Source organism: Actinacidiphila sp. DG2A-62 (genome assembly GCF_035825295.1).
In the GTDB taxonomy this organism is placed as follows: Bacteria; Actinomycetota; Actinomycetes; order Streptomycetales; family Streptomycetaceae; genus Actinacidiphila.
Map to the genome: position 1 here is coordinate 8020830 of NZ_JAYMGI010000002.1, position 26188 is coordinate 8047017.

Consider the following 26188-nt stretch of genomic DNA (forward strand, 5'->3'; position numbering starts at 1 on the left):
CGCCGGACCATGGCCAGCAAGCGTGTCCGCGCGAACGCGGGCCGGCGCACGCGTCTGATCCGGGCGCGCGCGTTCGGCGACCTGCTCGAGGCCAGCCACCTGATGACGTGGGAGCAGCTGCCGCGCATCGTGGCGCGCTACGCGGCCGCGGCCGGGTGGCCGGACGCGGTGATCTACCTCGCCGACCTCCAGCAGGAACGCCTCTACCGGCTGCCCGACGACCCGTCGCCCGCGGCCGGCGACCCGCAGGCTCCCGACGGCCCGACCGGCCCGGTCGGCCTGGACGGCACGTCCGCGGAGCTCGCGATCGACGGCACCATGGCCGGGCGGGTCTTCCAGCGCGGCGAGGTCGCCGCGTCGGCCGCCGCCGCGGGCTCGGCGTCCGCGCACCTGTGGATCCCGCTGCTCGACGGGACCGAGCGGATCGGCGTCCTGCGGGTCGGCGCACCCGGCGCGCGGGTCACGATGGACGAGGACCTCGGCAAGCTCGCCGCGCTGGTCGCGATGCTGGTGGTCAGCAAGCGGTCCACCACCGACTCCTACGCCCGGCTGGTGCGCAGACGGCGGATGCGGGTGGCCGCCGAGATGGAGTGGCGGCTGATGCCGCCGCGCACCTTCGCCACCGACCGGGTGCTGATCAGCGCCGTCATGGAGCCCGCGTACGACATCAGCGGCGACGCGTTCGACTACGCGCTGGCCGGCGACGTCGCGCACCTGGCGCTGTTCGACGCGATGGGCCACGACACCGCGGCGGGGCTGACGGTGAACCTGGCGGTCGCCGCGAGCCGCAACCAGCGCCGTACGGGCGCCGACATGGTCGCCACGGCCGAGGCGGTGGACCGGGCGCTGGCCGGGCAGTTCGACGGCGCGCGCTACGCCACCGGTCTGCTGAGCCGGCTGCACCTGGGCACCGGCGTGCTGTCGTGGATCAGCCTCGGCCATCCGCCGCCCCTCCTGATCCGCGGCGGACGCGTGCCGATCGCGCTGGAGGGCGAGCCGGCGCCGCCGATGGGACTGGGCCTCGGGCCGCCGCCCTTGGTGCACCGGGGGCAGTTGGAGCCCGGCGACCGGCTGGTCGTCTACAGCGACGGCATCACCGAGGCGCGCAACCCGCACGGCGAGGAGTTCGGCATCGAGCGCCTGGTGGACTTCCTGATCATGCACCACGCCGACGGGCTACCGCTGCCGGAGATGCTGCGCCGGCTGGTCCGCCACCATCTGGAGTACCACCACGGCAGACTGGGCGACGACGCGACGATCATGCTGCTGGAGTGGCACGGCCCGACCGCGTACCGCACGGCGGCGCTGCGCACGCTGGTGGGACTGCCGCACAGCGGCTGACCCCGGCGACCGGCCCCGGCGACCGGCCCCGGCGACCGGCCCCGGCGACCGGCCCCGGCGGGCGCTCCCGGCGCCGGCGGCCGGTCAGGCGCGGGCCGGGGCAGCCGGACGGCGAGCAGGGCGACGTCGTCGTGGGAGTTCGTCGCCAGCCCCTCCAGAAGGCCGTCGCACAGCGCGTCGAGACTGCCTCGGGCCAGGGCGGCGGCGTGCCGGCGCAGCCGGGTCATGCTGTGGTCGAGGTTCTCGCTCGAGCGCTCGATCAGCCCGTCGGTGTAGAGCAGCAGGACGCCGCCGGCCGGCAGGAACGCGCTCACCTCGGTGCGCTCGGCCCGGGGGAGCGCGCCGAGGAGTATGCCGTGGCCGGAGTCGAGGAACCGCGTGTCGCCGTCGCCGGTGATCAGCAGTGGCGGCGGATGCCCGGCCGAGGACCACTGGAACGCGTACGGGCCGCCGACCGGACCCTTGAGCAGCCCGTACACGCACGTCGCGGTCTGGTGCGCGTAGAGCGTGTCCATGGCCATGTCCAGCCGCCTCATCACCTTGCCCGGCGGCTCCTGCCGGTCGCAGGCGATGCCGCGCAGCATGTTGCGCACGTGGCTCATCGTCACCGCCGCGTGCAGGTCGTGCCCGGTGACGTCGCCGATGATCAGCGCGGTGTCGCCGTTGGGCAGCGGGAACGAGTCGTACCAGTCCCCGCCGACCTCCGCGGTGACGCCGGCCGGGGCGTAGCGGGCGGCCAGGTCCAGCCCCTCGATCTCGGGCAGGTCCGGCAGCAGCGAGCGCTGCAGCCGTTCCGCGATGGTCTGCGTCTCGGCGTGCAGCCGGGCGTTGTCCACGGCCAGCGCGATCCGGTGGGTCAGATCCTCCACCAGCGCCTGGTCCGCCTCGTCGAACGGCGCCCGTCCGCCCGCGCGGGCCACGGTGAGCGCCCCCACCACCCGCCGGCGGGCCCGCAGCGGCGCCACGAACAGCGTCTGGCCGCCCAGCCTGCCGTACATCTCCAGGTCCGCCGCCTCCAGCGGGTCCCGGGCGGCGTCCACCGGCCGGACGTCGGCCGCCGACAGCAGCAGCGGCCCCGCGCCGCGCAGCACCCGCGACAGCGGGCCGGTCGGCACCCCCGGCGGGCGCGGCAGCGGACCGGTCAGCCCCCGCACCGACAGGCCGCCGTCCCGGTGGTTGACGCACGTCCGTTCCAGCCGGCCGTCGTCCTCCAGCAGGTCGATCGCGCACCAGTCGCCCAGGGCCGGCACCAGGACGCGGCCCACCCGCCTGACGCCGTCGACCGCGTCGAGGGTGCTGGACAGGACCGTCGCGATCTCGTTGAGCAGCGTCAGCCGGTCCAGCGCCGCCTGGAGCCGCGCGTCCCTCTCGAATGCGTCCATATCGCACGCATTCCCCAGAAGCCGCCTCCCAGCGGCGAAGCCGCTGTCCCACAGGCCGTTTGGAGGACGGCGCGGGGGTGATACGGCTGCTGTGCGGGTCCGGCTCCGGCGCGCGCGGTCAGGGCGGTACGGCGCGGCGCGCCGGACGCGAGGCAGACGAATTCCCGGGAGGTACGCGGTGACGCGGCGAGCTGACGAGACGCGGCCACTCAAGGCGACGGTCATCGGCACACTCGACCTCTCCGGCGACCATGACGCGGCCGTCGCCCCCGTCGCCGCGGACCTGGTCTACCGGCCCCGCGACCCCCTCGCGGTGAACATGGTGCTGCGCGGGCCCGACGGCGTGGAGGTCGGCTGGACCTTCGCGTGGGAGCTGCTCGCCCGGGGCCTGCGCGGCCCCGCCGGCGAGGGCGATGTGAGGGTCCGTCCGCTGCACGGCGCCGGGTCCCTGATCGAGGTGGCGCTCGCCACCTCCTTCGGCGTGCGGATGCACTTCCCCGCCCGCGCCGTCGACGACTTCGTCCGCAAGGTGAGGGCCCGCGCGGACGCGGACGCGGAAGGCGTCCCCCGGGCGCTGGAGGCCGCGCTCGCGACGATCACGCAGCAGGCGTAGCGGCCCCGGGGCCACGGAACGGCGATCGCACGACGGCGATCGCATGACCGCCGTCGCATGACCGCCGTCGCACGACCGCGATCACGGAACAGGCGCGGTCTCGAAGACCGGGCGGCCGTCGGCGATGTCCACCGTGACCCGGTCGCCCTCGCCGATCCGGCCGTCCAGCAGCAGCCGGGAGAGCCGGTTGTCGATCTCGCGCTGGATCGTCCGCCGCAGCGGACGCGCGCCGTACTCCGGCTGGTGGCCGCGCGCGGCGAGCCAGTCCACGGCCGCGGCGGTGAACTCCACCGTCACGCCCTGGGCGTGCAGCAGCCGCCGGGTCCGCTCCAGCAGCAGGTCGGTGATCTGCCGCAACTGCTCGGCGGTGAGCTGCCGGAAGACCACGATCTCGTCGACGCGGTTGAGGAACTCGGGCCTGAAGTGCTCCCGCAGCGGCCGCAGCACCTGCTCGCGCCGCGCCTCCTCGTCCGCCTCCGCGCCGCCGGGCCCGAAGCCGATGCCCGCGCCGCGCCGGGAGACCGCCTCCGAGCCCAGGTTGCTGGTCATCACCACGACGGTGTTGCTGAAGTCCACCGTGCGGCCCTGCGCGTCCGTCAGCCGCCCGTCGTCCAGCACCTGCAGCAGGAGGTTGAACACGTCCGGGTGCGCCTTCTCCACCTCGTCGAGCAGCAGCAGCGAGTACGGGTGCCGGCGCACGGCCTCGGTGCAGCCGCCGGCCTCCTCGTACCCGACGTAGCCGGGCGGCGCGCCCACCAGCCGGCTGACGGTGTGCCGCTCCTGGTACTCGCTCATGTCCAGCCGGACCATCCGCTCGTCGCTGCCGAACAGCGCCTCCGCCAGCGCCCGCGCCAGCTCCGTCTTGCCGACGCCGGTCGGGCCGAGGAACAGGAAGCTGCCGATCGGCCGGTCCGGGCTCGCCATCCCGGCGCGCGAGCGCAGCACCGCGTCGGCGACCACGGTGACCGCCTCGTCCTGGCCCACCACCCGGCGGTGCAGGTGCTCCTCCAGACCGAGCAGGCGGTCCCGCTCCTCCTGGGTGAGGCTGGCGACGGGGATGCCGGTCTGCCGCGACACCACCTCGGCGATCGCCTCCGCGGTGACCTCCAGGTGCTGTCCGTCGTCCGCGCCGCCGTCCCCGCCGGCCTCGGCGATCCGCCGCCGCAGCGCCGCGATGCCGTCCCGCAGCCGGGACGCCTCCTCGTAGCTCTCGTCGGCGACCGCCTGGTCCTTGTCCAGGGTCAGCTTCTCCAGCTCGCGCTCCATCGCCCGCACGTCGGCGCCCCTGGTCCGGGAGCGCAGCCGCACCCGCGCGCCGGCCTGGTCGATCAGGTCGATGGCCTTGTCCGGCAGCCGCCGGTCGGTCAGGTACCGGTCGGACAGCTCGACGGCGGCCGCCAGCGCCTCGTCGGTGTAGCGGACCTGGTGGTGCGCCTCGTAGCGGTCGCGCAGCCCGCGCAGGATCTCCAGGGTGTCCGCGACGGACGGCTCGGGCACCATGATCGGCTGGAACCGCCGGGCCAGCGCGGCGTCCTTCTCGATCCGCCGGTACTCCTCCAGCGTCGTCGCGCCCACCACGTGCAGCTCGCCCCGGGCCAGCGCGGGCTTGAGGATGTTGCCGGCGTCCATCGACCCGCCCTCGCCGCCCCCGCCCGCGCCGACCACCGTGTGCAGTTCGTCGATGAAGACGACCAGTTCGTCGGAGTGAGCACGGATCTCCGAGACCAGCGTGTTCAGCCGCTCCTCGAAGTCGCCGCGGTAGCGGGTGCCCGCAACCACGGCGGTCAGGTCGAGCGCGACCACCCGGCGGCCGATCAGCACGTCCGGCACGTCGCCGTCGACGATGTGCTGGGCCAGCCCCTCCACCACGGCGGTCTTGCCGACGCCCGCGTCGCCGATGAGCACCGGGTTGTTCTTGCCGCGCCGGGAGAGCACCTCGATGGTCTGCTCGATCTCCTGCTCCCGCCCGATCACCGGGTCGATGCGCCCCTTCGCCGCCAGGTCGGTCAGGTCCCGCCCGTACCCGTCCAGGGTCGGCGTCGCGCTCGGCCGCTCGCCCCCGGGCCCGGCCGGACCGGCCCCGGGCGCCGCCGCGGGGGCGCCGAAGGCCGGCCCGGCGCTCCCGGCCGGACCCTGCCCGAACGGCCCGCCGGCGCTCCCGGCCGGCGCGCCGCCCAGCAGGTGGCCCGCGGCCGAGTCGGGGTTGGCGGCGAGCGCGCTCAGCAGGTGCTCGGGGCCGATGTAGCCGGCGCCGTCGGCGCGTGCCACGTCGTGCGCGTCGAGCAGCGCCCGCTTGGCCGCCGGGGTCAGCGCGATCGAGGGCGGCAGGCCCCCGCCGGCCGGGGGCCGCGCCGGCCCCAGGCGCTCGTCGATGGCGGACGCGAGCGAGTCCGGGTCCGCGCCGGCCCGGCTCAGCAGCGAACGGGTCGGCTCGGCCGCCAGCGCCGCGCGCAGCAGGTGCTCGGTGTCCAGGTCGCGGCTGCCGTGCTCGGCGGCGTACTGCGCCGCGCCCTGGACCAGCTCGCGGGCCGGCTGGCTGAGCAGGCGGCCGATGTCGACGTGCCGGGGGCCCGGCTGGGGGCCGCCGAAGAAGCGGGCGAAGAACTCACCGAGGGGGTCGCCGTCCGGTCCGGGGAAGCCGCTGGTCATCGTCTGTGTCCGTTCCTCCGCTGACAACTGGCTGTCCCCGACGGGTAACCGGACCGGCCGCGTCCATGCCGCGCGGCCCGGCCCGGTTTCCCCGTCGCGGGCGGCCGGGCCCGCACTCAGGCGCGGTCGCCGCCCCGGTTCGGCGTGTTCGCGGGCCCTGAGTCCGGCGTGTTCGCGGGTCCGGGCTCCGGCGTGTTCGCGGGTCCGGAGAAGACGTCGAACAGCGCGACCAGCAGGGCCACCGCGGCCAGGCCCGTCGAGGCCAGCAGGCCGTGCCGCAGGCCCGCCGACCAGTCGGGGCGGGCGCCGCCGGCCCGGGCGAAGAAGACCGAGCCGACCGCGGCGATGCCCGCCGCCGACCCGATCCGCTGCGCCGTCTGCAGGACGCCGCCCGCGCTGCCGGCGCGGTCCACCGGCACCTCGCTCAGCGTCAGCGTCTGGTTCGGCGAGATCACCAGGCCGCTGCCGATGCCGGCGAACAGCAGCGGCAGGGCCGTGGCGAAGCCCACCGAGCGGGTGTCGTCCAGCTCCACCGCGAGCGCCGCGCCGAGCAGCCCGACGACCACCATGCCGAGCCCCGCGGCCACCAGCGGCCGCCCGACGCGGGTGACGACCCGCCCGCCGACCGCGGCGGCGGCCCCCGAGCCCAGCGCGAACGGCATGATCGACAGACCCGCCTCCAGCGCGCTGTAGCGCATCCCGTTCTGCAGGAAGAGCGTCAGCACGAAGAAGATCGAGGTGAAGCCGGCGAAGTACAGCAGCGACAGCAGCGTGCCCAGGCCGTACGACCTGCGGCGGAACAGGCCGAGGTCGACCAGGGGCTCGCCGTGCCGCCGGTAGCGCCGCTCCCAGGCGACGAACGCGCCCAGCACCAGCACCGCCAGCGGCACCAGCAGCCACTTCCCGGCGCCCGCCCACTGCCGCTCCTCGACGAACGGCAGCAGCAGGATCACCGTGCCGGCGCCCAGCAGGAGGACGCCGAACGGATCGAGGTCGCCGCGTCCGCCACCTCGTCCGCCGCCCCGGCCGCGCGCCGCGCCGCCTGCGGCGTCCCTGCCGCCCCCGGCGTCCGTACCATCGCGGTCCTGAGCACCCTCCGGCCGCGCTCTGCCCGGCAGCAGCCGGTACGCCAGCGGCAGCAGCACCGCGCCGATCGGCAGGTTGACGTAGAACACCCAGCGCCAGCCCTCGCGGGAGCCGAACAGCTGGATCAGCAGCCCGCCCAGCAGCGGGCCCACCGCCGTGGACACGCCGATCGTCGCGCCAAGCAGGCCGAACGCCCGGCCCCGCTCGGCGCCCTGGAACATCTGCTGGATGAAGCCGGAGACCTGCGGCACCAGCACGCCGCCGGCCGCGCCCTGGAGCAGCCGCGCGCCGATCAGCCAGCCCTCGTTCTGGGCGGCGCCGGCCAGCGCGCTGGCGAGCGTGAAGAGCGCCAGGCCCGCCATGAACATCGTCCGCCGGCCGCGGACGTCGCCGAGCCGCCCGGCCGGCACCAGCGCCAGGCCGAAGGCGAGCGCGTAGCCGGACAGCACCCACTGCAGGCCGCTCTGGGACGCGCCGATGCCGGTGCGGATCGAGGGCAGGGCGACGTTGACGATGCTGACGTCCAGGAGCGTCATGAAGCCCGCGGTCAGGCAGACCGCGAGCGCCCGCCACCGGCCGCGGTTCTCACCGCGGCCGGCGTGCGGGCCCCGCCGGTCCTGCCCGGCGCGGGAGGTGCGCTGGGAGTCCAAGGGGTCAGAACGCCGACGGCAGCCGGTCCCAGACCCGGTGCGCCCCCAGCAGCTCGCGGACCTGCGCCAGCGCCCCGGCGCCGCCGTCCGCGGCGACCACGCCCGGCTCCGACGTCTCGATGCCGGCCGCGGCCAGCAGGGCGCTGCCGCCGCCCCACGCGCCGATCGCCTTGCCGTGCCGGAACGCCTCGGTCAGCAGCACCGCCAGCCGCGGGTCGATCCGCTCCCCGGCCGCCGCCGGCGCGTCGGCCACCAGCACGGCGTCGAACTCGACCGACCGCGCGGTGGCGAAAGTGCGCTGGACGCCGTCCCCGCCGGCCGGCGCGACCACGAGCGGCACCAGGCCGTCCGCGTCGGCCTGCCGCCGCACCTCCTCGACCTCCCCGGCGGACGGGTCGAGCGTGACGACCGCGACGGTGCGGCCGTCCAGCGGCCAGGTGCGGCCGACCTGGGACAGCGCCGGGCTCGGCGCCGGATCGGGGAGCGCCTCGCCGGCCTCCGGCACGGGCAGCCCCAGCCGCTCGGCGACGGTCCGGCACAGCTCCGGGTCGATCCGGGCGAGCACCGTCAGGTTCCGCTCCTTGACCGCCTTCTCGTAGCACTTGCCCAGCTCGAAGCTGTACGCGTCGGCGATGTGGTCCTTCTCGGCCGGCGACATGCTCAGCCAGAACAGCCGCGGCTGGGTGAAGTGGTCGTCGAAGGACGCCGCCGCGTCGCGCACCTTGCGCGCGGCCGGCACCTCGACCGGCGCCTCGATGTAGGCGGCCGTCTCCGAGCCGGCCAGGAACGGGCAGCCGCCGTCCAGGGAGTTGGGACGGTAGGGCGCCACACCGCGGTGCACGGCGGTCTGGTGCATGCCGTCGCGCAGCATGTCGTTGACCGGCGCGTGGGGGCGGTTGATCGGCAGCTGCGCGAAGTTGGGGCCGCCCAGCCGGGTGATCTGGGTGTCGACGTAGCTGAACAGCCGGCCCTGCAGCAGGGCGTCGTTGGTGACGTCGATGCCCGGCACCAGGTGGCCGACGTGGAAGGCGACCTGCTCGGTCTCGGCGAAGAAGTTCGACGGGTTCGCGTTGAGCGTCAGCAGCCCGACCGGCTGCACCGGCGCGATCTCCTCCGGCACGATCTTCGTCGGGTCGAGCAGGTCGATCCCCTCGAACATCTGGTCCTCGGTGTCGGGGAAGGTCTGCACGCCCAGCTCCCACTGCGGGTGCGCGCCCGACTCGATCGCGTCGGCCAGGTCCCGGCGGTGGAAGTCCGGGTCGACGCCCGCGGCGATCTGCGCCTCCTCCCACACCAGCGAGTGCACGCCGAGCTTCGGCTTCCAGTGGAACTTCACCAGCGTGGTGCCGCCGTCGGCGGCGACCAGCCGGAAGGTGTGGACGCCGAAGCCCTCCATCATCCGGTACGAGCGCGGGATGCCGCGGTCGGACATGTTCCAGAGCGTGTGGAAGGTGGCCTCGGTGTGCAGGCTCACGAAGTCCCAGAAGGTGTCGTGCGCGCTCTGCGCCTGCGGGATCTCCCGGTCCGGGTGCGGCTTGGCGGCGTGCACCACGTCGGGGAACTTGATCGCGTCCTGGATGAAGAACACCGGGATGTTGTTGCCGACCAGGTCGAAGACGCCCTCGCTGGTGTAGAACTTCGTGGCGAAGCCGCGGGTGTCGCGCACGGTGTCGGCCGAGCCGCGCGAGCCCAGCACCGTGGAGAAGCGGGTGAAGACCGGCGTGCGCGCGCCCTCGGCGAGGAACGCGGCGCGGGTGATGCCCGCCGCCGTGCCGTAGGACTCGAAGACGCCGTGCGCCGCGGCGCCGCGGGCGTGCACCACCCGCTCGGGGATGCGCTCGTGGTCGAAGTGGGTGATCTTCTCCCGCAGGTGGTGGTCCTGCAGCAGCACCGGGCCGCGCGGTCCGGCCTTCAGCGAGTGGTCCGTCTCGTACAGCCGCGCGCCCTGCGCGGTCGTCAGGTACGCACCGCCCTGCGCCACCGCCGCCTGGTCGGCGCCGGTGGGCTGTCCGGTCGGGCTCACGGTGTCAGGGCCGCGCTGGTCGGCCTTCGGCGGCAGCGGCTCGCGCGGCTCGACCGGCTCGTCGAAGGGGGCCGGGCGGCTGCCGGGCGCGCCGGGGACGGCGGGCCTTGCGGACTTCTCTTCGCTCATCAGTGCTTCCTCGGTGTCGCGTGCGGATGCGTACGGGTCCGGAGGTACGGGACGGCGGCCGACCGCACCGGCCCCGAACGGGGGCGCGGGGAGGAGCCGCCGGCTCGCGGCGGGTACCCCGTTCTCGGCGGACGAACGCGGTCGGCGGCCGGGAACACCCGATCGGTCCAGAACCCGCTGCCCGGGGCGGACCGCTCCGCGGCGGGGTTTGACCCGGTTCGAGGAGGACAGACGCAGGGGCGACGGAGGCGGACGAGGGAGGGTGCATCGGCGATGAGCAGCGAGGACACCGGCATCACGCTGGGAGTCGAGGAGGAGTACCTCCTGCTGGACGCGGCCGGCGGACTCCCCGTCCCCTCGGCCGCGAAGGTCCAGCGGGCCGCTGGCCTGGAGGCGGCCGGGCGCGACGACTGCGCGGTCGACCGCGAACTGCTGCAGGCCCAGGTCGAGGTGGCCACCCCGGTGTGCCGGGACCTCGACGAGGTCACCGCCCACCTGATCCGGCTGCGGGCGCTCGTGGGGCGGGCGGCGGGCCGCGTCGGCTGCCTGGCCGCCGCGACCGGCGCCGCGCCGCTGGGCACGGACGTCGACGTCCCGGTCACGCCCAGGCCCCGCTACCAGGCGATGCGGGTGGAGGCCGGGCAGCTGGTCGACGAGCAGCTGATCTGCGGCATGCACGTGCATGTCTCGGTCCCCGACCGCGACGCCGGCGCGGGCGCCCTCGCGCGGCTGCGGCCGTGGCTGCCGGTGCTCATCGCGCTGGGCGCGAACTCGCCGTTCTGGAACGCCCGCGACACCGGGTTCGCGAGCTGGCGCACGGTCGTCTTCGGCCGCTGGCCGGCCAGCGGCGCGCCGCCGTTCACCGCGGACGGCGACGCGTACGAACAGCGGGCCCGCGAACTGCTGGCCACCGGCGTCATCCCCGACCGGCGCCAGCTCTACTGGCACGCCCGGCTCTCCGACACCTACCCCACGCTGGAGGTGCGCGCGCCCGACGTGCAGATCGACCCGGGCACCGCGGTGACGCTGGCCGGGCTGGTCCGCGGCCTGGTGGCGACCGCGCTCGACGAGGTCGCGGAGGGCCGGCCCGCGCCCGATCCGCCGGCCGGCGTGCTCACCGCCGCGGGCTGGCACGCCGCGCGGCACGGCCTGGCCGACACTCTGGTCGACCCGCGGGCCGGCAAGGCGGTGGGGGCGGCGCAGGCCGCGCAGGCCCTGCTCGACCACGTGACGCCCGCGCTGCGCCGGCTCGGCGACGAGCACCGCGTCGGCGAGGGGCTGCGGCGGCTCCTGGACGGCGGCACCGGCGCGGACCGCCAGCGCGCCGCCGCACGGTCCGGCGGCGACGCCGCGCTCGTGGACCTGCTCACCCTGGACGCGGGCGACGGCGCGGACGCGCGGGTCGCGGGCGACGGCGTGGGCGCGGGCGACGCGGAGGGCGCGGACCGCACCGAGCCCGCCGGGGCGACCGGGGCGACCCGGGTCGAGGACCCCGCGGGACGCTGACCGGTCCCAGGGCGGCGCCGCGGCCGGTTTGGACCCGCGGAATGCGGACAGCCGCGTGGGCACACCGCCGTTCGCGCCACGTGGCGGGGACTCACCGGAATCCGGGAGGAGGCCGGCGGGCCCGCGACCGCGGACGGCGCCGCACGACGGAATCCACCACGAACCACGACGAGATCCACGACGAGATCCCACCAGAACCACGACGAGATCCCACGACGAGATCCCACGACGAGATCCCACGACGAGATCCCACGACGAGATCCCACGACGAGATCCCACGACGAGATCCCACGACGAGATCCCACGACGAGATCCCACGACGAGATCCCACGACGAGATCCCACGACGAGATCCCACGACGAGATCCCACGACGAGGAGAAGACGATGAGTTCTGCCACTGCCGAGCGGGCCGAGGCGGCCCGGCTGCCCGACGGCGACGCGATCGCCGTCCTGCTCAACCAGCACGCGCGCATCCGGGACCTGTTCGCGACGGTACGGGCCACCCGGGGCGACGAGCGCCGGCAGGCGTTCGACGAGCTGCGGGCGCTGCTCGCCGTCCACGAGGTCGCCGAGGAACTGGTGGTGCGCCCGGTCGCCAAGGACATCGCGGGCAAGGACGAGGCCGACGCCCGCAACCACGAGGAGGCCGAGGCCACCGAAGTGCTCAAGCGGCTGGAGAAGGCCGACCTCGACAGCGCCGAGTTCGAGGCCGACTTCGCGCAGTTCGAGCGGGCGGTCGGCGACCACGCCGACCACGAGGAGAACGAGGAGTTCCCCGCGCTGCTGCGGGAGTGCTCGCAGGAGCGGCGGCAGGCGATGGGCGAGCGGCTGCTGCGGGCCGAGCGGATGGCGCCCACCCACCCGCACCCGACCGCGGCGGGCAAGCCCGCGGCCCTTGCCCTCACCGGACCCTTCGCGGCCATGATGGACAAGGCGCGGGACGCGATGAGCCGCTGACCGGGGAACGCCGCGCACCCGCGGGAGACCCTGATGGGGGCGTACGGATGGCCCGCGGGCCCGGTCCGGGATGGAGTGGGAGCGGGCGCACCGCACCGGTGCGCGGCCTTGAAAGCGAGGACGCCGGGGCGCCGGGCGTCGGGGCGGGCAACGCCGGGACGCCGGGGCGCGAGGACGTCGCGAAAGGAATCAGACCATGCCTGCAGGATCGAACGCCAAGCGGGAACGCCAGTACGAGCACATCAAGGACAGCGCCGAGAAGCGCGGCGAGTCCACCGGCCGGGCCAAGGAGATCGCCGCCCGGACCGTCAACAAGAACCGGGCCAGGTCCGGCGAGTCGAAAACGGCGAGCCGTACCTCCACCAAGGACCCCAAGTCGGCCTCGCAGCGCGGCGGCGAGCGCTCCCACCGCGGGGCGCAGGGACCGACCCGCGACCAGCTCTACGAAGAGGCCAGGAAGAAGAACGTCGAGGGCCGCTCCAGCATGAACAAGCAGGAGCTGCGCAAGGCGCTGGGCCGCTGACCGGCCCGGCGCGACGGCACCGAAGATGAGCCAGGACCGGCGCTCCGCCGTGATCGTGATCGACATGATCAACACGTACGACCACCCGGACGCCGAACCCCTGATGGCCTCGGTGCGCCAGGCGCTGCCGCGGGTACGGCAGTTGATCGACCGGGCGCGGTCCGCGGGCACGGACGTGATCTACGTCAACGACAACTTCGGCCGCTGGCGCTCGCACCACGACGAACTGCTCGCGGCGGCGCTGGAAGGGCCGCACGCCGACCTCGTGGAGCCCGTGCTGCCCGACGCCGAGTCGCTGTTCGTGGTCAAGGCCCGGCACTCGATCTTCTACCAGACCCCGCTGGAGTACCTGCTCCAGCAGAGCGGCGTGGAGCACGTCGTGCTGTGCGGCCAGGTGACCGAGCAATGCGTGCTCTACTCGGCGCTCGACGCGCACATCAGGCACTTCGACGTGAGCGTGGCGCGCGACGCCGTCGCCTGCATCCACGAGGATCTCGCGGACGCGGCGCTGCGCATGATGGAACGGAACATGGGCGCGCGGCTGGTCCGCGCGCGGGACGTCGAACTGTGACGCGGCGCCGCGGGCCCGGGTGGGGAACACCCGGGCCCGCGGCGCCGCCGTCGCGCGCCGCGCGTCAGGCGGTGGCCGGCGCCCGGCGATCCGCGACGGTCAGTGTGCGGCGGGCGGCGGCGTGCGCAGCCGGACCTCCACCTGGCCGTCGTCGGTCACCCGCGCCTCGAACGCCGGCTGCGGCGCGGTCGCGGGCCCGGTGACGTTCCAGCCGTCGGTCAGCTGGAAGCTGCTGCCGTGCCAGGGGCAGCGCAGGCAGCCGTCCTCGACCTCGCCCTCCGACAGCGGACCGCCCAGGTGGCTGCACCGGTCGGCCAGCGCCCGCACCGAGTCGTCCGCGCCGCGCACCACCGCGACCGCGACCTCGCCGACCATGCGGCGCACCGGCCGCCCCTCGGGCAGCTCCGCCAGCGCCCCGACGCCGTGCCAGCCCGGCGGCACCAGGTGCGGCACGGACTCGGCGTGGTTGGCGCCCGAGGCCTGCCGGTACGCCATGTGGCCGCCGACGGCCCCCGCGGCGGCCACCGTGGCGAGCCCGGCGAGCGCGTACGCGCGGCCGCGCACCGGACGGCCGGTCAGGCGGGCGGCCAGCGAGGCGGCGTACCAGGCCAGCGCCGTGGTGTTGAGCGCGGCGTGCAGCAGGCCCACCCGGGCCTGCTGCGGTTCGAGTTCGGCCCAGTCCACCAGGCCGGCGACCGCGGCGGGGGCGGCGCCCCCAGGCCCGTGGCGACCAGCACCGCCGAGGCCCGGCCGCCGCCGGGCAGCCAGTCGAGCACCGCGGACGACATCCACGCGCCCACCGGAAGCTGCACCATCAGCGGGTGCACCGGATGGCCGAGCCACCGGCCGTGCAGCGCGTCCCGCACGCCGCCCAGCGGCACGGCCCGCACCGCCTTGCGCAGCCCGTCGCAGACGCCGTCCAGGGCGTCGGCCCGCTCCAGCCTGCCCATGGCGTCGAGGACCCGCCCGGGCCCGTCCGGGTCGGGCAGCGCGCGCCGCAGCACCGCGCCCAGAGAAGGCGTACTCACCGTCCGGTCACCTCTTCCGCTCTGTCGTTCCGCTTCTGCGCCGCGCGCGCGTCGTGCGGCCGGGTCCGGCGTCCCGGTCCCAGCCTTCCGTGCTTTCCCCGCTCCCGCGATCGCTTGCGTCCGGGCCCGCGACCGCCGCCGCGCCCTCGGAAGCGCGCCGGCGCGGTCCCGTCCGGCAGGGGGCGCGAGCCGTCCGGCGCGCCGGACGGGCGTCGCCGTGCCGTCGGCGTCCCACGGATGGACGGCGACCAGGAGGGTTCGCACCCGCGAAAGCGCCCGGTCCGGCACGGTCGGCCCTTCCGCCGCCCATACGTCCGCCCTCCACCCTCCACCCTCCTCGCTCCCGCTCCCGCTCCCGCTCCCGCTCCCGCGGTTCGCGGATACCCCGCACGGGCCACGCCACCCACGGACCGCGGCGCGGCGGGCGTCCGGGCCGCGCCGCGTCTGCCGGGCGGGGACGAATCGGGCGTCCGGGCGCATGAGGCGGGCGGTGGCGGGCAGGCGGCGACCATGGCGGACGACGGACAGAGCTCTCCCGCGGCGGTGCTCTTCGACGTGGACGGCACGCTGATGGACACCGTCTACCTGCACACCCTCGCGTGGTGGGAGGCGTTGCGGCAGCAGGGGCGGCACGTGCCGATGGCGACGATCCACCGGTCCATCGGCATGGGCAGCGACCATCTGATGGACGCGCTGCTCGGCGAGGACCGCGACTGCGACGGGGACGACGCGCTGAAGGCGGCGCACGACACCCTGTACGCCGCCGACTGGCCGCGGCTGACGCCGCTGCCCGGGGCCGCCGAGCTGGTCAGGGCCTGCGCCCGGCGGGGACTGCGGGTGGTGCTCGCGTCCTCCGCCTCGGGCGAGGAGGCCCAGGTCATGGTCGACACGCTGGGCGTGGACGACGCGCTGTACGCGGTGACCACGGCCGACGACGTGGACTCCAGCAAACCCGCCCCCGACCTCGTGCGGCAGGCGCTGGACCGGGGCGGCGTCCCGGCCGACCGCGCGGTGTTCGTCGGGGACGCCGTGTGGGACGCGAAGGCGGCGCGCGCCGCGGACGTGCCCTGCCTGGGCGTGCTGACCGGCGGCGTCTCGCGCGCCGAGCTGACCGACGCCGGGGCGAAGGACGTCTACGACTCGCCCGCCGACCTGCTCGACCGCCTGGACCGCAGCGCGATCGGCGCGCTGACCGCCACGCCACCGACGTGACCGCCTCGCCCCGGGCGTGACGGCCGCCCCACCGGATCTTCCCCCACCGGATCTTCCGCCGCCGGACCGGCGCCGCCGCCCGCAAGCTCGCAGACCCGCCACCCACGACGACCGGCGGCTCTCCCGTCCCGGGACCGCCGCCGGCAGAGAGGACCGGCGCCATGACGACGTACGGCTACTTCCTTTCCTGCGAGGAGTTCACGCCCGCCGAACTCCTGGACCAGGCACGCTCGGCCGAGCAGGCGGGCTTCGAGGCGCTGGCGATCTCCGACCACTTCCACCCCTGGAACGACGAGCAGGGCCAGAGCCCCTTCGTCTGGTCGATGATCGGAGCGCTGTCCCAGGTCACCTCCCTGCCCGTGACGACGCTGGTGACGTGTCCCACGGTGCGGATGCACCCCGCGATCAACGCCCAGGCCGCGGCCACCGCGTCGGTGCTCACCGGCGGCCGGTTCCGGTTCGGCCTCGGCAGCGGCGAGGCCCTCAACGAGCACGTCGTGGGCGGTGCCTGGCCGGAGGCGGCGGAGCGGATGGAGTTGCTCGACGAGGCGGTCCAGGTGATCCGGCGGCTGCTCACCGGCGAGCGCGTCACCCATCGCGGCCCGCACTTCACGGTGCAGAACGCCCGCCTGTACACCGTGCCGGACGAGCCGCCGCCGCTGCACATCTCCGGCTTCGGCCCGCAGGCCGCAGCCCTGGCCGCGCGGATCGGCGACGGCTTCGTGACGATGGCGCCCGACGCGGCCCTGGTGGAGCAGTTCCGCAAGGCGGGCGGCGGCGCCAAGCCGGTGCTGGGCGGCCTGAAGGTCTGCTGGGACGCCGACCGCGACCGCGCCGTGCGGACCGTGCACCGGCTGTGGCCGAACGAGGCGCTGCCCGGCGAACTGGCCCAGATCCTCCCCACCCCCGAGCACTTCGAGCAGGCGTCCTCGCTGGTCACCGAGGACATGATCGCCGACTCGGTGGTCTGCGGCGACGACGTGGACGCGCACGTGGACGCGGTCGGCGCCTACGCCCGCGCCGGCTTCGACGAGGTCTACGTCAACCAGATCGGCCCGGGCCAGACCGAGTTCTTCGACGCCTACCGCGCCGAGGTCCTGCCCCGGCTGCGCGACGCCGTCTGACCACCGGGCCCCGATCCATCCCGTCCCGTACCCGCGCCGCCTCCCGCGATCACGCCCCAGGCCACCAGCGGCCACCAGCGGCTCCCAGCGGCTCCCAAGGCCCGGAGCGCCCTCGCGGCGATCGCGTTCAAACCCTCGGCTATCCCTCGCCGCGGTGCACGTACTGGAACACCATCCCGCCGACCCCGGCGGCCAGCACGCCGAAGCCGATCAGGAACAGCCACAGGCCGAAGACGACGCCCAGCACGGTGAGCGCCGCGCCCGAGGCGAGCACCGGCGGGTACGGGCTGCGGGCCGGGAAGAAGTCCAGCGGTCCGGCGCGGTCGGCGATCCGGCCGTCCCGCCGGTCCTCCGGCCTGCTGCCGTCGCGCCGCAGCGTACGGTCGAAGAAGAAGGCGATGACCGACGCCATCAGGAAGGCGACCGCGAGCGCGGCCGTCCCCGCCGGCTCCGGGCCCGACCACCACCCGTAGCCGACCCCGGTCAGCAGGAAGAACACGGCCACCCCGGCGAACAGGTTCCGTTCGGTCCTCATGACGCGCCCTCCCGGCGGCTCACGGCGTGGACTCCTGGTGCGGGTCCGGGGTGGCGAGCCCCGGCGCGGTGGTGCTCGGCGGCAGCGCCGCCGCCTCCGGGTGGTGCAGGTCGAAGGCCGGCGAGTCGGAGCGGATCTGCGGCAGGGTCACGAAGTTGTGCCGCGGCGGCGGGCACGAGGTGGCCCACTCCAGCGAGCGGCCGAACCCCCACGGGTCCTCGACCTCGACCTTCGGGGCGTATCGCGCGGTCTTCCAGACGTTGTAGAGGAACGGCAGGGTGGACAGGCCCAGCAGGAACGCCCCGATGGACGACACGGTGTTGAGGGTGGTGAACCCGTCGGAGGCCAGGTAGTCGGCGTAGCGGCGCGGCATGCCCTCCTCGCCGAGCCAGTGCTGCACCAGGAAGGTGGTCTGGAAGCCGGTGAACAGCGTCCAGAAGTGGATCTTCCCCAGCCGCTCGTCCAGCATCCGCCCGGTCCACTTCGGCCACCAGAAGTAGAAGCCGCCGAACATCGCGAACACCACCGTGCCGAACAGCACGTAGTGCAGGTGGGCCACCACGAAGTAGGAGTCCGTGACGTGGAAGTCCAGCGGCGGCGACGCCAGCAGCACCCCGCTCAGCCCGCCCAGCAGGAAGGTCACCAGGAAGCCGATCGACCACAGCATCGGCGTCTCGAAGGACAGCGAGCCGTGCCACATCGTGCCGATCCAGTTGAAGAACTTCACCCCGGTCGGCACCGCGATCAGGAACGACATCATCGAGAAGAACGGCAGCAGCACCATGCCGGTGGCGAACATGTGGTGCGCCCACACCGTGGCCGACAGCATCGTGATGGCGATGGTCGCGCCGACCATGCCGATGTAGCCGAACACCGGCTTGCGGCTGAACACCGGGATGATCTCGGTGACCACCCCGAAGAACGGCAGCGCCACGATGTACACCTCGGGGTGGCCGAAGAACCAGAACAGGTGCTGCCACAGGATCGCGCCGCCGTTGGCTGCATCGAACACGTGGGCGCCGAACTTGCGGTCCGCCTCCAGCGCCAGCAGTGCCGCGGTCAGCACCGGGAATGCCAGCAGCGCCAGGATCGAGGTGAACAGCACGTTCCAGGTGAAGATCGGCATCCGGAACATCGTCATGCCCGGCGCGCGCAGGCACACGATGGTGGTGATGAAGTTGACCGAGCCCAGCGTGGTGCTCAGGCCGGCGAGCACCAGGCCCATCGCCCACAGGTCGCCGCCCGCGCCGGGGGAGTGCTCCGCGTTGTTGAGCGGCGCGTACGCGAACCAGCCGAAGGCCGCCGCCCCGCCCGGCACCACGAAGCCGGCCACCACGATCAGCGCACCGAACAGGTAGAGCCAGTACGTCAGCGCGTTCAGCCGGGGGAAGGCCACGTCCGGCGCGCCGATCTGCAGGGGCATCACCGCGTTGGCGAAACCGGCGAACATCGGCGTCGCGAACAGCAGCATCATGATGGTGCCGTGGATCGTGACCAGTTGGTTGTACTGCTGGTTGCTCCACAACTGCATCCCGGGCCGGGCGAGTTCGGCCCGCATCCCCATCGCCAGCAGCCCGGCGAACAGGAAGAAGCAGAAGGCGGTCACCAGGTAGAGGTTGCCGATCACCTTGTGGTCGGTGGTGGTGACCCAGCCCAGCAGCTTCTCGCCCAGCGGGCCGGCGCCGTCGTCCGGTCCCTCGTCCCGCCCCGGCGCCGCCGGCTCGTCCACGGTCTGCGTCATTTCCCGCTCCGCTCCGGGTCGGCAAGGGCCCGCTCGACGTGCTGCCGCTGCCGGGGCGTCGCGGGCAGTTCCACCCGGCGGGCGAAGTACCAGCGGCTCAGCGCCGCGCGCAGCCGGACCCGGCGCGGCGCGTCCCGCCCGGGCCGCTCCCGTGGCGGCGGCAGGTCCCGCACGAGGAAGGAGTAGAGCCGCTCGGGCGCGACCGGCGCGTGCCCCGGCTCCATCCCGCCGTCCACCTGCTGCACCACCTCACCGGTCTCCTCGCCCTCCCTCAGCACCGTCCGCTCGTGCGCCTGCAGCGCCAGGCACAGCCGCTTGGTGACGAGGAAGGCCAGCACCGGCACCACGAAGAAGCCGATCAGCAGCATCCAGGTCAGCACGTTCACCGACAGGCGGAAGGAGAAGGCGGTCACGTCGTTGCCGCCGGCCAGCAGCAGCACCGCGTACCAGCTGATCCCCGCGACCCCCAGCGCGGTGCGGGTGGGCTTGTCCCGCGGCCGGTCGCACAGGTGGTACTCGCCGCGGTCGCCGGTCACCCACCGCTCGAACACCGGGTAGGCGAACAGCACCAGCATCAGCAGTCCGGGCAGCACCACCGCCGGCAGCAGCACGTTCCACATGACGGTGTGGCCGCCCACCCTGGTCTCCCACGAGGGCATCAGCCGCAGCGCGCCCTCCAGGAACCCGACGTACCAGTCCGGCTGCGCCCCGGTGCTGACCTGGTCGGCGCGGTAAGGCCCGTACATCCAGACCGGGTTGATCTGGGCGACCGCGCCGAGCGCCGCGATCAGCCCGAAGACCATCAGGAACAGCCCGGTGGACTTGGCGATGAACTGCGGGAACATCGGCTGCCCCACGACGTTCCGGTTGGTGCGGCCGGGCCTGCTCCACTGGGTGTGCTTGAGGTAGACCACCAGGATCAGATGGACGGTCACCAGGCCGATCAGCAGGCCGGGGATGAACAGCACGTGCAGGATGTACAGCCGGTTGTTCAGCAGGTGGCCGGGGAACGACCCGCCCCACAGGAAGAAGGACAGGTAGGTGCCGGCCACCGGAACGGACATCACGATGCTGTTGGCCGTGCGCAGCCCGGTGCCGGACAGCAGGTCGTCGGGGAGCGAGTAGCCGCAGAACCCCTCCAGCAGCGCGGTGAAGAACAGCAGCACGCCGATCATCCAGTTGATCTCGCGCGGCCTGCGGAACGCCCCGGTGAAGAAGATCCGCATCATGTGCACGCCGATCGCGGCCACGAACACCAGCGCCGCCCAGTGGTGCATCTGACGCATCAGCAGCCCGCCGCGCACCTCGAAGCTGATGTGCAGCGTCGAGTCGTAGGCCTCGGAGACCGGCAGTCCGTTCAGCGGGGCGTAACTGCCCCGGTACGGGTGCTCCTTGGTGCTGGGCTCGAAGAACATGGTGAGCCACGTGCCGGTGAGCACCACCACCACGAAGCTGTACAGGGCCAGTTCGCCCAGCAGGAAGCTCCAGTGGTCGGGGAACGCCTTGCGCAGCAGGCCCTTCGCGGCCTCCGCGGCCGGCAGCCGCCGGTCCAGCACGTCGAAGCCGGTGCTCGCGGCGTCGCGCGCCGCGGACGCCGCGTGCTCCTTCCGGTGTCGCAGCGCCATCCACACCCCTGCTCTCTCCGCGTCCCGGCCGGCGGTTCTCCGCGCCTCATGCTTCAGGGCGAGGCGCCCTGTTCGGGCCGTCGGCTACCCCGAAAACCGCGTGCCATAGGGAAGTTCACCCGTTCGCCGCAGCGCCGGCGCACCGCCCGCCGGACCCCTTGGCGCTCCGGCGGGGCGCTGCTACTCTGCGCGGGCAGGGTGACAACGTTGCCAGCGCCGTAGCGGCTTATGCGACGCCCACCGCTCTACGGCTCTCGTCCGGTGGAGGTCTCGCAATGAGAAGTCCGTACGACAGCGCAAGGGCGTCGCGGAGACGCCTGTCCATCCCGTTGGCGACCGCGGCCCTGGTCGCGGCGGCCACGACCGCGATGCTCGCGCCCTCGGCGTCCGCGAGCACCACGAGCACCGCGAGCACGGCCAGCACGGCCACCGCCGTGTCCGCCGCCGGCAGCCGCCAGGCCGCGGCGCCCTCGGCACTGGCGTCCGGCCTCGACTACGTCGGCATGGGCAGCTCGTTCGCCGCCGGGCCCGGCATCCCGCCGCAGCAGACGGGCGACGGCGCCGCCTCCTGTGCGCGCTCGCAGAACAACTACGCCAGCGTGGTGGCCCGCGACATCGGCGCGAACCTGACCGACGCCAGCTGCAGCGGCGCGGTGACCGCCAACATCCTGACCACGAGTCAGAACGGCCTGCCGCCGCAGATCGCCGCGGTCGGCTCCGGTACCCGGATCGTCACCGTCACCATCGGCGGCAACGACGTGAACTACCTCGGCAGCATCGACTCCTACTCCTGCCAGACCGGCGGCGGCTCGAACTGCGGCTCGGTCGACCGCACCTCCATCGACCAGACCTTCACCCAGCTCACCGGCCGGCTGGAGAACGTGGTGAACGCCGTGCACAGCGCGTCGCCGCAAGCGAAGGTCTACTTCGTCACGTACTTCACGCTGCTGCCCGACTCCGGCGTCTGCTCCGGGGTGCCGCTCACCGACGACCAGGCGTCGTACGAGCGCAGCATCGCCTCGCGGCTGGCCGCCGACACCGCGACCGCCGCGAGCGCCACCGGCGCGACCCTGGTCGACCTGGCCGGCGCCAGCCACGGGCACGACGCGTGCTCGTCCGCGCCCTGGGTGGAGAAGTACGCCGCCCCGTCCGGCCGGTCCCCCTACCACCCGAACGAGGCGGGCATGAACGCCGCCGCCTCCCTGGTGGAGCAGGCGCTCGCCCAGACCGGCGTCACCGCCTCCGGGCCGATCACCTCCGGCATCCCCGGCAAGTGCGTGGACGTCGCGGGCGCCGCGACCGCCAGCGGCACCCCCGTCCAGCTGTACACGTGCAACGGCACCGACGCGCAGAAGTGGACGCTGGTGCCCGGCGCGGGCGGTGCGATCCGCGCGCTCGGCGGCTGCCTGGACGTCAGCAACAGCGGCACCGCCAACGCCACCAAGGTCCAGCTGTGGAGCTGCAACGGCACCGTGGCGCAGCGCTGGGTGGCCGGCGCCAACGGCTCGCTGGTCAACCCCAACTCCGGCCGCTGCCTGGACGATCCCAACAGCTCCACCGCGGACCGGACGCAGCTGCAGATCTGGGACTGCAACGGCACGGCGGCCCAGCGCTGGTCGCTGCCCGGCTGATCCGGCCGCGGACCGGCTGATCCGGTCGCTGCCCGGCTGATCCGGTCGCGGACCGGCCGATCCACCGGTCCGCGCTCCGAACGGGGTCCGGCGGTCCTCCGCAGCCCCACCCCCGCACCGGCCGGGGGCCCGTCCCTCCCGGGCCCCCGGCCGGTTCCCGTTCCGCCGCGCCCCGGCGCCGCAGCCGGCCGCCCGCGGTCGCGCCGGCCCGCGCCCGATCGCCGGTACGGCGTCCGGGTGGTGGGCAAGGCTTGTCGCCGCGTGAACACCCGGGTTAGCGTGGACACGATCGTGGTCCCGACCGCGGGACCCACCCGACCGAGGGGGCGGACATGCGGACTGCCAAGCGCGCCGCCGCGTACCCCGGTCGCTCCCTGCGGTCACGCGTCGTACGACGCCATGTGGACCTGCTGCGCGTGAACAGCGCACTGTGTCCCGCGGGTTCCCTGCCGGTCCGCTGACCGCCGGGGCCCGCGCGCCGCGACCCGTCACCGACCCGCCCGCGATCCTCCCGTCCCCCGCAGGGGACCGGCGGCCCGCGGCCGCGTCCCGTCGCCCCGCCGTGGAGCCTCCCGCGATCCGGCCGGTCCCGCTGCGCCGCCTGCCCGAGCCGGAGGCGTCTGTCCCCGGCCGCCGCGGCCCCCGACGAGACGGGAAGCACCCACGCCATGAAGCAGCAGACCTCCGACCTGACCCCTGACCGGGTCCCGGGTCCGGCCCCCGATCCGGCCCCCGGCCCCGCTCTCGACCCGGTCTCCGACACGGCCGCGGGACCGCTCGCCGTCCCGCCCCCCGGACCCGTCGGGTCCGGCGCCCGTCCCGCCCCCGACGTGCTCCCGCAGGACGACGTGCTGCTCGCCGCCGGCCTGGTGCCGCGCCGCAGGCCCGGACAGTGGCTGGCCGCCGCCGTGCTGCTGGTGCTGTTCGCGATGCTCGTGCACACCCTGCTGGCCAACGACCGCTTCCAATGGGGGACGGTCGGCGACTACCTGCTGCGCGGATCGGTCGTGCACGGGCTGGAGTTGACGCTCTGGCTGACCGCCGCGGTGATGGGCACCGGCTACCTCCTCGGCATCGGCATCGCGGCCATGCGGCTGTCCGGCAACCGCATCCTGCGCGGACTCGCCTTCGGCTACGTCTGGCTGGTGCGCTCGGTGCCGCCGCTGGTGCAGCTGCTCTTCTGGTACGAACTGGCCTCGCTCTACCCGCACCTGTCGTTCGGCGTGCCGTTCGGACCGCAGTTCGTGTCGGTGCGGACCGCGCACCTGTTCAGCGGGGTCCTCGCGGCGTACGTCGCGCTGAGCATCGACGTGGCGGCGTTCGCCGCGGAGATCGTGCGCGGCGGCATCCTCGCCGTCGACCGCGGGCAGACCGAGGCGGCGCAGGCGCTCGGGCTCGGCGGCGGCCGCATCTTCCGCCGCATCGTGCTCCCGCAGGCGATGCCCGCCATCGTGCCCGCCTCGGGCAACCTGCTGATCGGCATGCTCAAGGCCACCTCGATCGTCAGCGTGATCGCGGTGCAGGACCTGCTGTACTCGACGGAGCTGATCTACAACCAGAACTTCCTGGTCATCCCGCTGCTGATCGTCGCCACCCTCTGGTACGTGCTGCTGACCACGCTCCTGTCGGTCGGCCAGTTCTACGTCGAGCGGTACTACGCCCGCGGCAGCGGCAGGAACGGCGCGCGCCCCGGGCGCACCCCGGGCGGCCGGGGACTGCGCCAGGTGGTCCGCGAGAACCTGCCGTTGTTCGGGCCCGCGGGAGCGCGGCGCGCGGCGGGGCTGTCATGAGCGCCCGCCCGGCCGCAGGCGCCGGCCGCAAGCCCGCCGAGCGCGTCGTGCCGGCCGCGCCCGCTGACGCCGCCGCGCCCTCCGACGCCGCCCCTGCCACAGCCGCCCCCGCGCCGGCCGTACGCCCGCTGGTGCGCGTCCGCGGCCTGCGCAAGTCCTTCGCCGGCCACACCGTCCTCGACGGCGTCGACCTGGACGTGCGCGAGGGCGAGGTGACGGTGCTGCTCGGGCCCTCGGGCGCCGGCAAGTCGACGCTGCTGCGGTGCGTCAACCACCTGGAACGCCCCGACGCCGGCTTCGTCGAGGTGGGCGGCGAGGTGGTCGGCTACCGCCCCGAGGGCGGCCGGCTGCACGAACTGCGCCCGCGCGCCGTCACCCGGCAGCGCGCCGGGATCGGCATGGTCTTCCAGCAGTTCAACCTCTTCCCGCACCTGACCGTCCTGGAGAACGTCACCGAGGCGCCCGTCGCGGTGCGCCGGCTGCCGCGCGGCCAGGCGTCGGCAGCCGCCGCGGAGCTGCTCGCCAGGGTCGGCCTGGCCGGGCGCGAGAAGGCGTACCCCAAGCAGCTGTCCGGCGGGCAGCAGCAGCGGGTGGCCATCGCGCGGGCCCTGGCGATGGAGCCGCGGCTGATGCTCTTCGACGAGCCGACCAGCGCGCTGGACCCCGAACTGGTCGGCGAGGTGCTGGCGGTGATGAAGGACCTCGCGCTCAGCGGCATGACGATGATCGTGGTCACCCACGAGATCGGTTTCGCCCGCGAGGTCGCCGACACCGTCGCCTTCCTCGACGGCGGCCGGATCGTCGAGTCCGGCGCGCCCGCCGACGTGCTCTCCGCGCCCCGGCACGAGCGGGCCCGGGCCTTCCTCGACGCCGTCCTCTGACCCCTGCCGCAAGGGCCCGTCCCGCCACCCACCCGAAAGGCACACCGTGACCACGCACATCCGTCCCACCCCCGGCACGCCCTCCGAGCCGTTCGCCGGCCCGTCCTGCGAGGCGTCCGCCGGCGCGGCCCCCACCGTGTCGGCCCGGCCGGCGCGGCACAGACACCGCCGTCCGGCGCGGGTCGCCGCCGCGCTCGCCACCGCGGCCGTGCTGGCCCTGACCGCCGCGGCCTGCGGCAGCTCCGACGACGGCTCGGGCGCCGGCTCGAACCCGGCCCCGGCGGGCGGCACGGGCGGCTCCGGCGGCCCGAAGAACGCCGCCGCCGACGACGCGATCCCCACGCAGGACGTGGTCTCGCAGATCGCCGCGGACCCGGCGCTCACCGCCGAGCTTCCGGCCGCGGTGCGCGAGCGCGGCACGCTGACCATCGGGCTGACCCCCGCGCCGGGCACCACCGGTCTGCCGCACGCCGGCACCGCGCCGGACGGCAGCAGCGTCGGCCTCGACGTGGACCTGCGGGCCGCGGTGGCCAAGGTGCTCGGCGTGCGCTGGAAGTCCGAGCAGGGCACCTTCGCCACCATCATCCCCGGCGTGCAGAACGGCAAGTACGACGTCGGCCAGGCCAACTTCGGCGTCACCGCGGCCCGTGAGAAGGTGGTCGACTTCGCCACCTACCTCAACGACGGCCAGTCCTTCCTCGGCTCGAAGGACCTGAAGCTGGACAAGGTCACCTCGCTGGACGACCTGTGCGGGCTGACGGTGGCCACCAGCCCGGGCTCCACCTTCCAGCAGATCCTGACCGACGGCGCCGGCAAGTGCGCCGACAGCGGCAAGAAGCCGTACAAAGTGCTCTACTTCACCGACCAGGCGCCGATCTTCCTGGGCCTGGCCAACGGGAAGGTGGACGTGTCCTTCGGCCCGACGCTGGGCCTGAAGTACGACGCCGCGCACGTGGCCGGCACCAAGTACCTCGGCCAGATCAGCAGCACGCCGGTCGGGTTCGTCACCGGCAAGGGCTCGCCGGTCGCCAAGGCGCTCAGCGACGCGGTGAACAAGCTGATCGCCTCCGGGGACTACGCCAAGATCTTCGCCAAGTGGGGCGTCCCCGACACCGGCATCCCGCACTCGCAGGTCAACCCGCCGGCGACCTTCTGACCGGGCGACCGCGACATGGAGCGGGGCCGCCGCC

The 26188-nt window shown here is 74.4% G+C and carries 18 protein-coding genes and 2 pseudogenes; 12 read left to right on the plus strand and 8 right to left on the minus strand.

The window, feature by feature from the left end; all coding sequences use genetic code 11:
• Nucleotides 1–9: 9 nt before the first annotated feature.
• The gene (locus VSR01_RS35310) at nucleotides 10–1341 is read left to right on the plus strand and encodes a PP2C family protein-serine/threonine phosphatase (protein ID WP_326453048.1); all 1332 of its coding nucleotides are present in this window, start codon (nucleotides 10–12) and stop codon (nucleotides 1339–1341) included.
• 113 nt (nucleotides 1342–1454) lie between these two features.
• Here the strand turns inward: VSR01_RS35310 and VSR01_RS35315 are convergent.
• Nucleotides 1455–2948: pseudogene (locus VSR01_RS35315) on the minus strand (PP2C family protein-serine/threonine phosphatase); the annotation flags it as partial.
• On the opposite strand from VSR01_RS35315, the gene VSR01_RS35320 reads away from it, so the two are divergent.
• A complete protein-coding gene (locus VSR01_RS35320; protein ID WP_326453049.1) occupies nucleotides 2902–3336 on the plus strand; it encodes an SsgA family sporulation/cell division regulator in 435 nt (144 codons plus the stop codon). The pseudogene VSR01_RS35315 and the gene VSR01_RS35320 sit on opposite strands and share 47 nt — an antisense overlap.
• An 81-nt stretch (nucleotides 3337–3417) precedes the next feature.
• On the opposite strand, the gene VSR01_RS35325 is transcribed toward VSR01_RS35320, so the two are convergent.
• From VSR01_RS35325 to VSR01_RS35335, 3 genes are all read right to left on the minus strand, one after another.
• Nucleotides 3418–5985 carry an ATP-dependent Clp protease ATP-binding subunit gene (locus VSR01_RS35325; RefSeq protein WP_326453050.1) on the minus strand — a complete coding sequence of 856 codons (2568 nt, stop codon included), beginning with the start codon at nucleotides 5983–5985 and terminating at the stop codon, nucleotides 3418–3420.
• A 116-nt stretch (nucleotides 5986–6101) separates the two neighbouring features.
• Entirely contained in the window at nucleotides 6102–7721 is a 1620-nt protein-coding gene (locus VSR01_RS35330; RefSeq protein ID WP_442785611.1) for an MFS transporter, read from the minus strand.
• A 4-nt stretch (nucleotides 7722–7725) separates the two neighbouring features.
• Nucleotides 7726–9873: a catalase gene (locus tag VSR01_RS35335; RefSeq protein WP_326453051.1), complete on the minus strand. Its 2148-nt coding sequence runs from the start codon at nucleotides 9871–9873 to the stop codon at nucleotides 7726–7728.
• A 273-nt stretch (nucleotides 9874–10146) separates the two neighbouring features.
• Here VSR01_RS35335 and VSR01_RS35340 point away from each other — a divergent pair, with 273 nt between their 5' ends.
• The 4 genes from VSR01_RS35340 (at nucleotide 10147) to VSR01_RS35355 (ending at nucleotide 13431) form a co-directional block, all read left to right on the plus strand.
• Nucleotides 10147–11379: a carboxylate-amine ligase gene (locus VSR01_RS35340; RefSeq protein WP_326453052.1), complete on the plus strand. Its 1233-nt coding sequence runs from the start codon at nucleotides 10147–10149 to the stop codon at nucleotides 11377–11379.
• A 385-nt stretch (nucleotides 11380–11764) separates the two neighbouring features.
• The gene (locus tag VSR01_RS35345) at nucleotides 11765–12337 is read left to right on the plus strand and encodes a hemerythrin domain-containing protein (RefSeq protein ID WP_326453053.1); all 573 of its coding nucleotides are present in this window, start codon (nucleotides 11765–11767) and stop codon (nucleotides 12335–12337) included.
• Between the two features lie 196 nt (nucleotides 12338–12533).
• Complete coding sequence (locus VSR01_RS35350; protein WP_326453054.1) at nucleotides 12534–12860, plus strand: plasmid stabilization protein; 327 nt, start codon at nucleotides 12534–12536, stop codon at nucleotides 12858–12860.
• Between the two features lie 25 nt (nucleotides 12861–12885).
• A complete protein-coding gene (locus tag VSR01_RS35355) occupies nucleotides 12886–13431 on the plus strand; it encodes a cysteine hydrolase family protein (RefSeq protein WP_326453055.1) in 546 nt (181 codons plus the stop codon).
• Nucleotides 13432–13530: 99 nt separating this feature from the next.
• On the opposite strand, the pseudogene VSR01_RS35360 reads toward VSR01_RS35355, so the two are convergent.
• Nucleotides 13531–14381 (minus strand): annotated as a pseudogene (locus VSR01_RS35360) (Rieske 2Fe-2S domain-containing protein).
• Nucleotides 14382–14969: 588 nt separating this feature from the next.
• On the opposite strand from VSR01_RS35360, the gene VSR01_RS35365 reads away from it, so the two are divergent.
• Both VSR01_RS35365 and VSR01_RS35370 read left to right on the plus strand, forming a co-directional pair.
• A complete protein-coding gene (locus VSR01_RS35365) occupies nucleotides 14970–15671 on the plus strand; it encodes an HAD family hydrolase (RefSeq protein WP_326453056.1) in 702 nt (233 codons plus the stop codon).
• A gap of 161 nt (nucleotides 15672–15832) precedes the next feature.
• Nucleotides 15833–16795 (plus strand): TIGR03557 family F420-dependent LLM class oxidoreductase, encoded by a 963-nt coding sequence (locus VSR01_RS35370; protein ID WP_326453057.1) that lies wholly within the window; start codon nucleotides 15833–15835, stop codon nucleotides 16793–16795.
• A 139-nt stretch (nucleotides 16796–16934) separates the two neighbouring features.
• Here the strand turns inward: VSR01_RS35370 and VSR01_RS35375 are convergent, their stop codons facing one another.
• The 3 genes from VSR01_RS35375 to qcrB are packed head-to-tail and all read right to left on the minus strand — an operon-like array spanning nucleotide 16935 to nucleotide 20696.
• The gene (locus VSR01_RS35375; RefSeq protein WP_326453058.1) at nucleotides 16935–17330 is read right to left on the minus strand and encodes a cytochrome c oxidase subunit 4; all 396 of its coding nucleotides are present in this window, start codon (nucleotides 17328–17330) and stop codon (nucleotides 16935–16937) included.
• Between the two features lie 19 nt (nucleotides 17331–17349).
• The gene (gene ctaD, locus VSR01_RS35380) at nucleotides 17350–19071 is read right to left on the minus strand and encodes an aa3-type cytochrome oxidase subunit I (protein WP_326453059.1); all 1722 of its coding nucleotides are present in this window, start codon (nucleotides 19069–19071) and stop codon (nucleotides 17350–17352) included.
• A complete protein-coding gene (gene qcrB, locus VSR01_RS35385; RefSeq protein ID WP_326453060.1) occupies nucleotides 19068–20696 on the minus strand; it encodes a cytochrome bc1 complex cytochrome b subunit in 1629 nt (542 codons plus the stop codon). Before qcrB ends, ctaD begins: the two co-directional genes overlap by 4 nt.
• 275 nt (nucleotides 20697–20971) lie before the next feature.
• Between qcrB and VSR01_RS35390 the strand changes: the two genes are divergently transcribed.
• From VSR01_RS35390 to VSR01_RS35405, 4 genes are all read left to right on the plus strand, one after another.
• Complete coding sequence (locus tag VSR01_RS35390) at nucleotides 20972–22327, plus strand: ricin-type beta-trefoil lectin domain protein (RefSeq protein ID WP_326453061.1); 1356 nt, start codon at nucleotides 20972–20974, stop codon at nucleotides 22325–22327.
• A gap of 668 nt (nucleotides 22328–22995) precedes the next feature.
• Nucleotides 22996–24117, plus strand: a complete 1122-nt coding sequence (locus VSR01_RS35395; RefSeq protein WP_326453062.1) for an amino acid ABC transporter permease — start codon at nucleotides 22996–22998, stop codon at nucleotides 24115–24117.
• Nucleotides 24114–24998 carry an amino acid ABC transporter ATP-binding protein gene (locus VSR01_RS35400; RefSeq protein ID WP_326453063.1) on the plus strand — a complete coding sequence of 295 codons (885 nt, stop codon included), beginning with the start codon at nucleotides 24114–24116 and terminating at the stop codon, nucleotides 24996–24998. Before VSR01_RS35395 ends, VSR01_RS35400 begins: the two co-directional genes overlap by 4 nt.
• Nucleotides 24999–25044: 46 nt before the next feature.
• Entirely contained in the window at nucleotides 25045–26154 is a 1110-nt protein-coding gene (locus VSR01_RS35405) for a transporter substrate-binding domain-containing protein (protein ID WP_326453064.1), read from the plus strand.
• Nucleotides 26155–26188 lie beyond the last annotated feature (34 nt).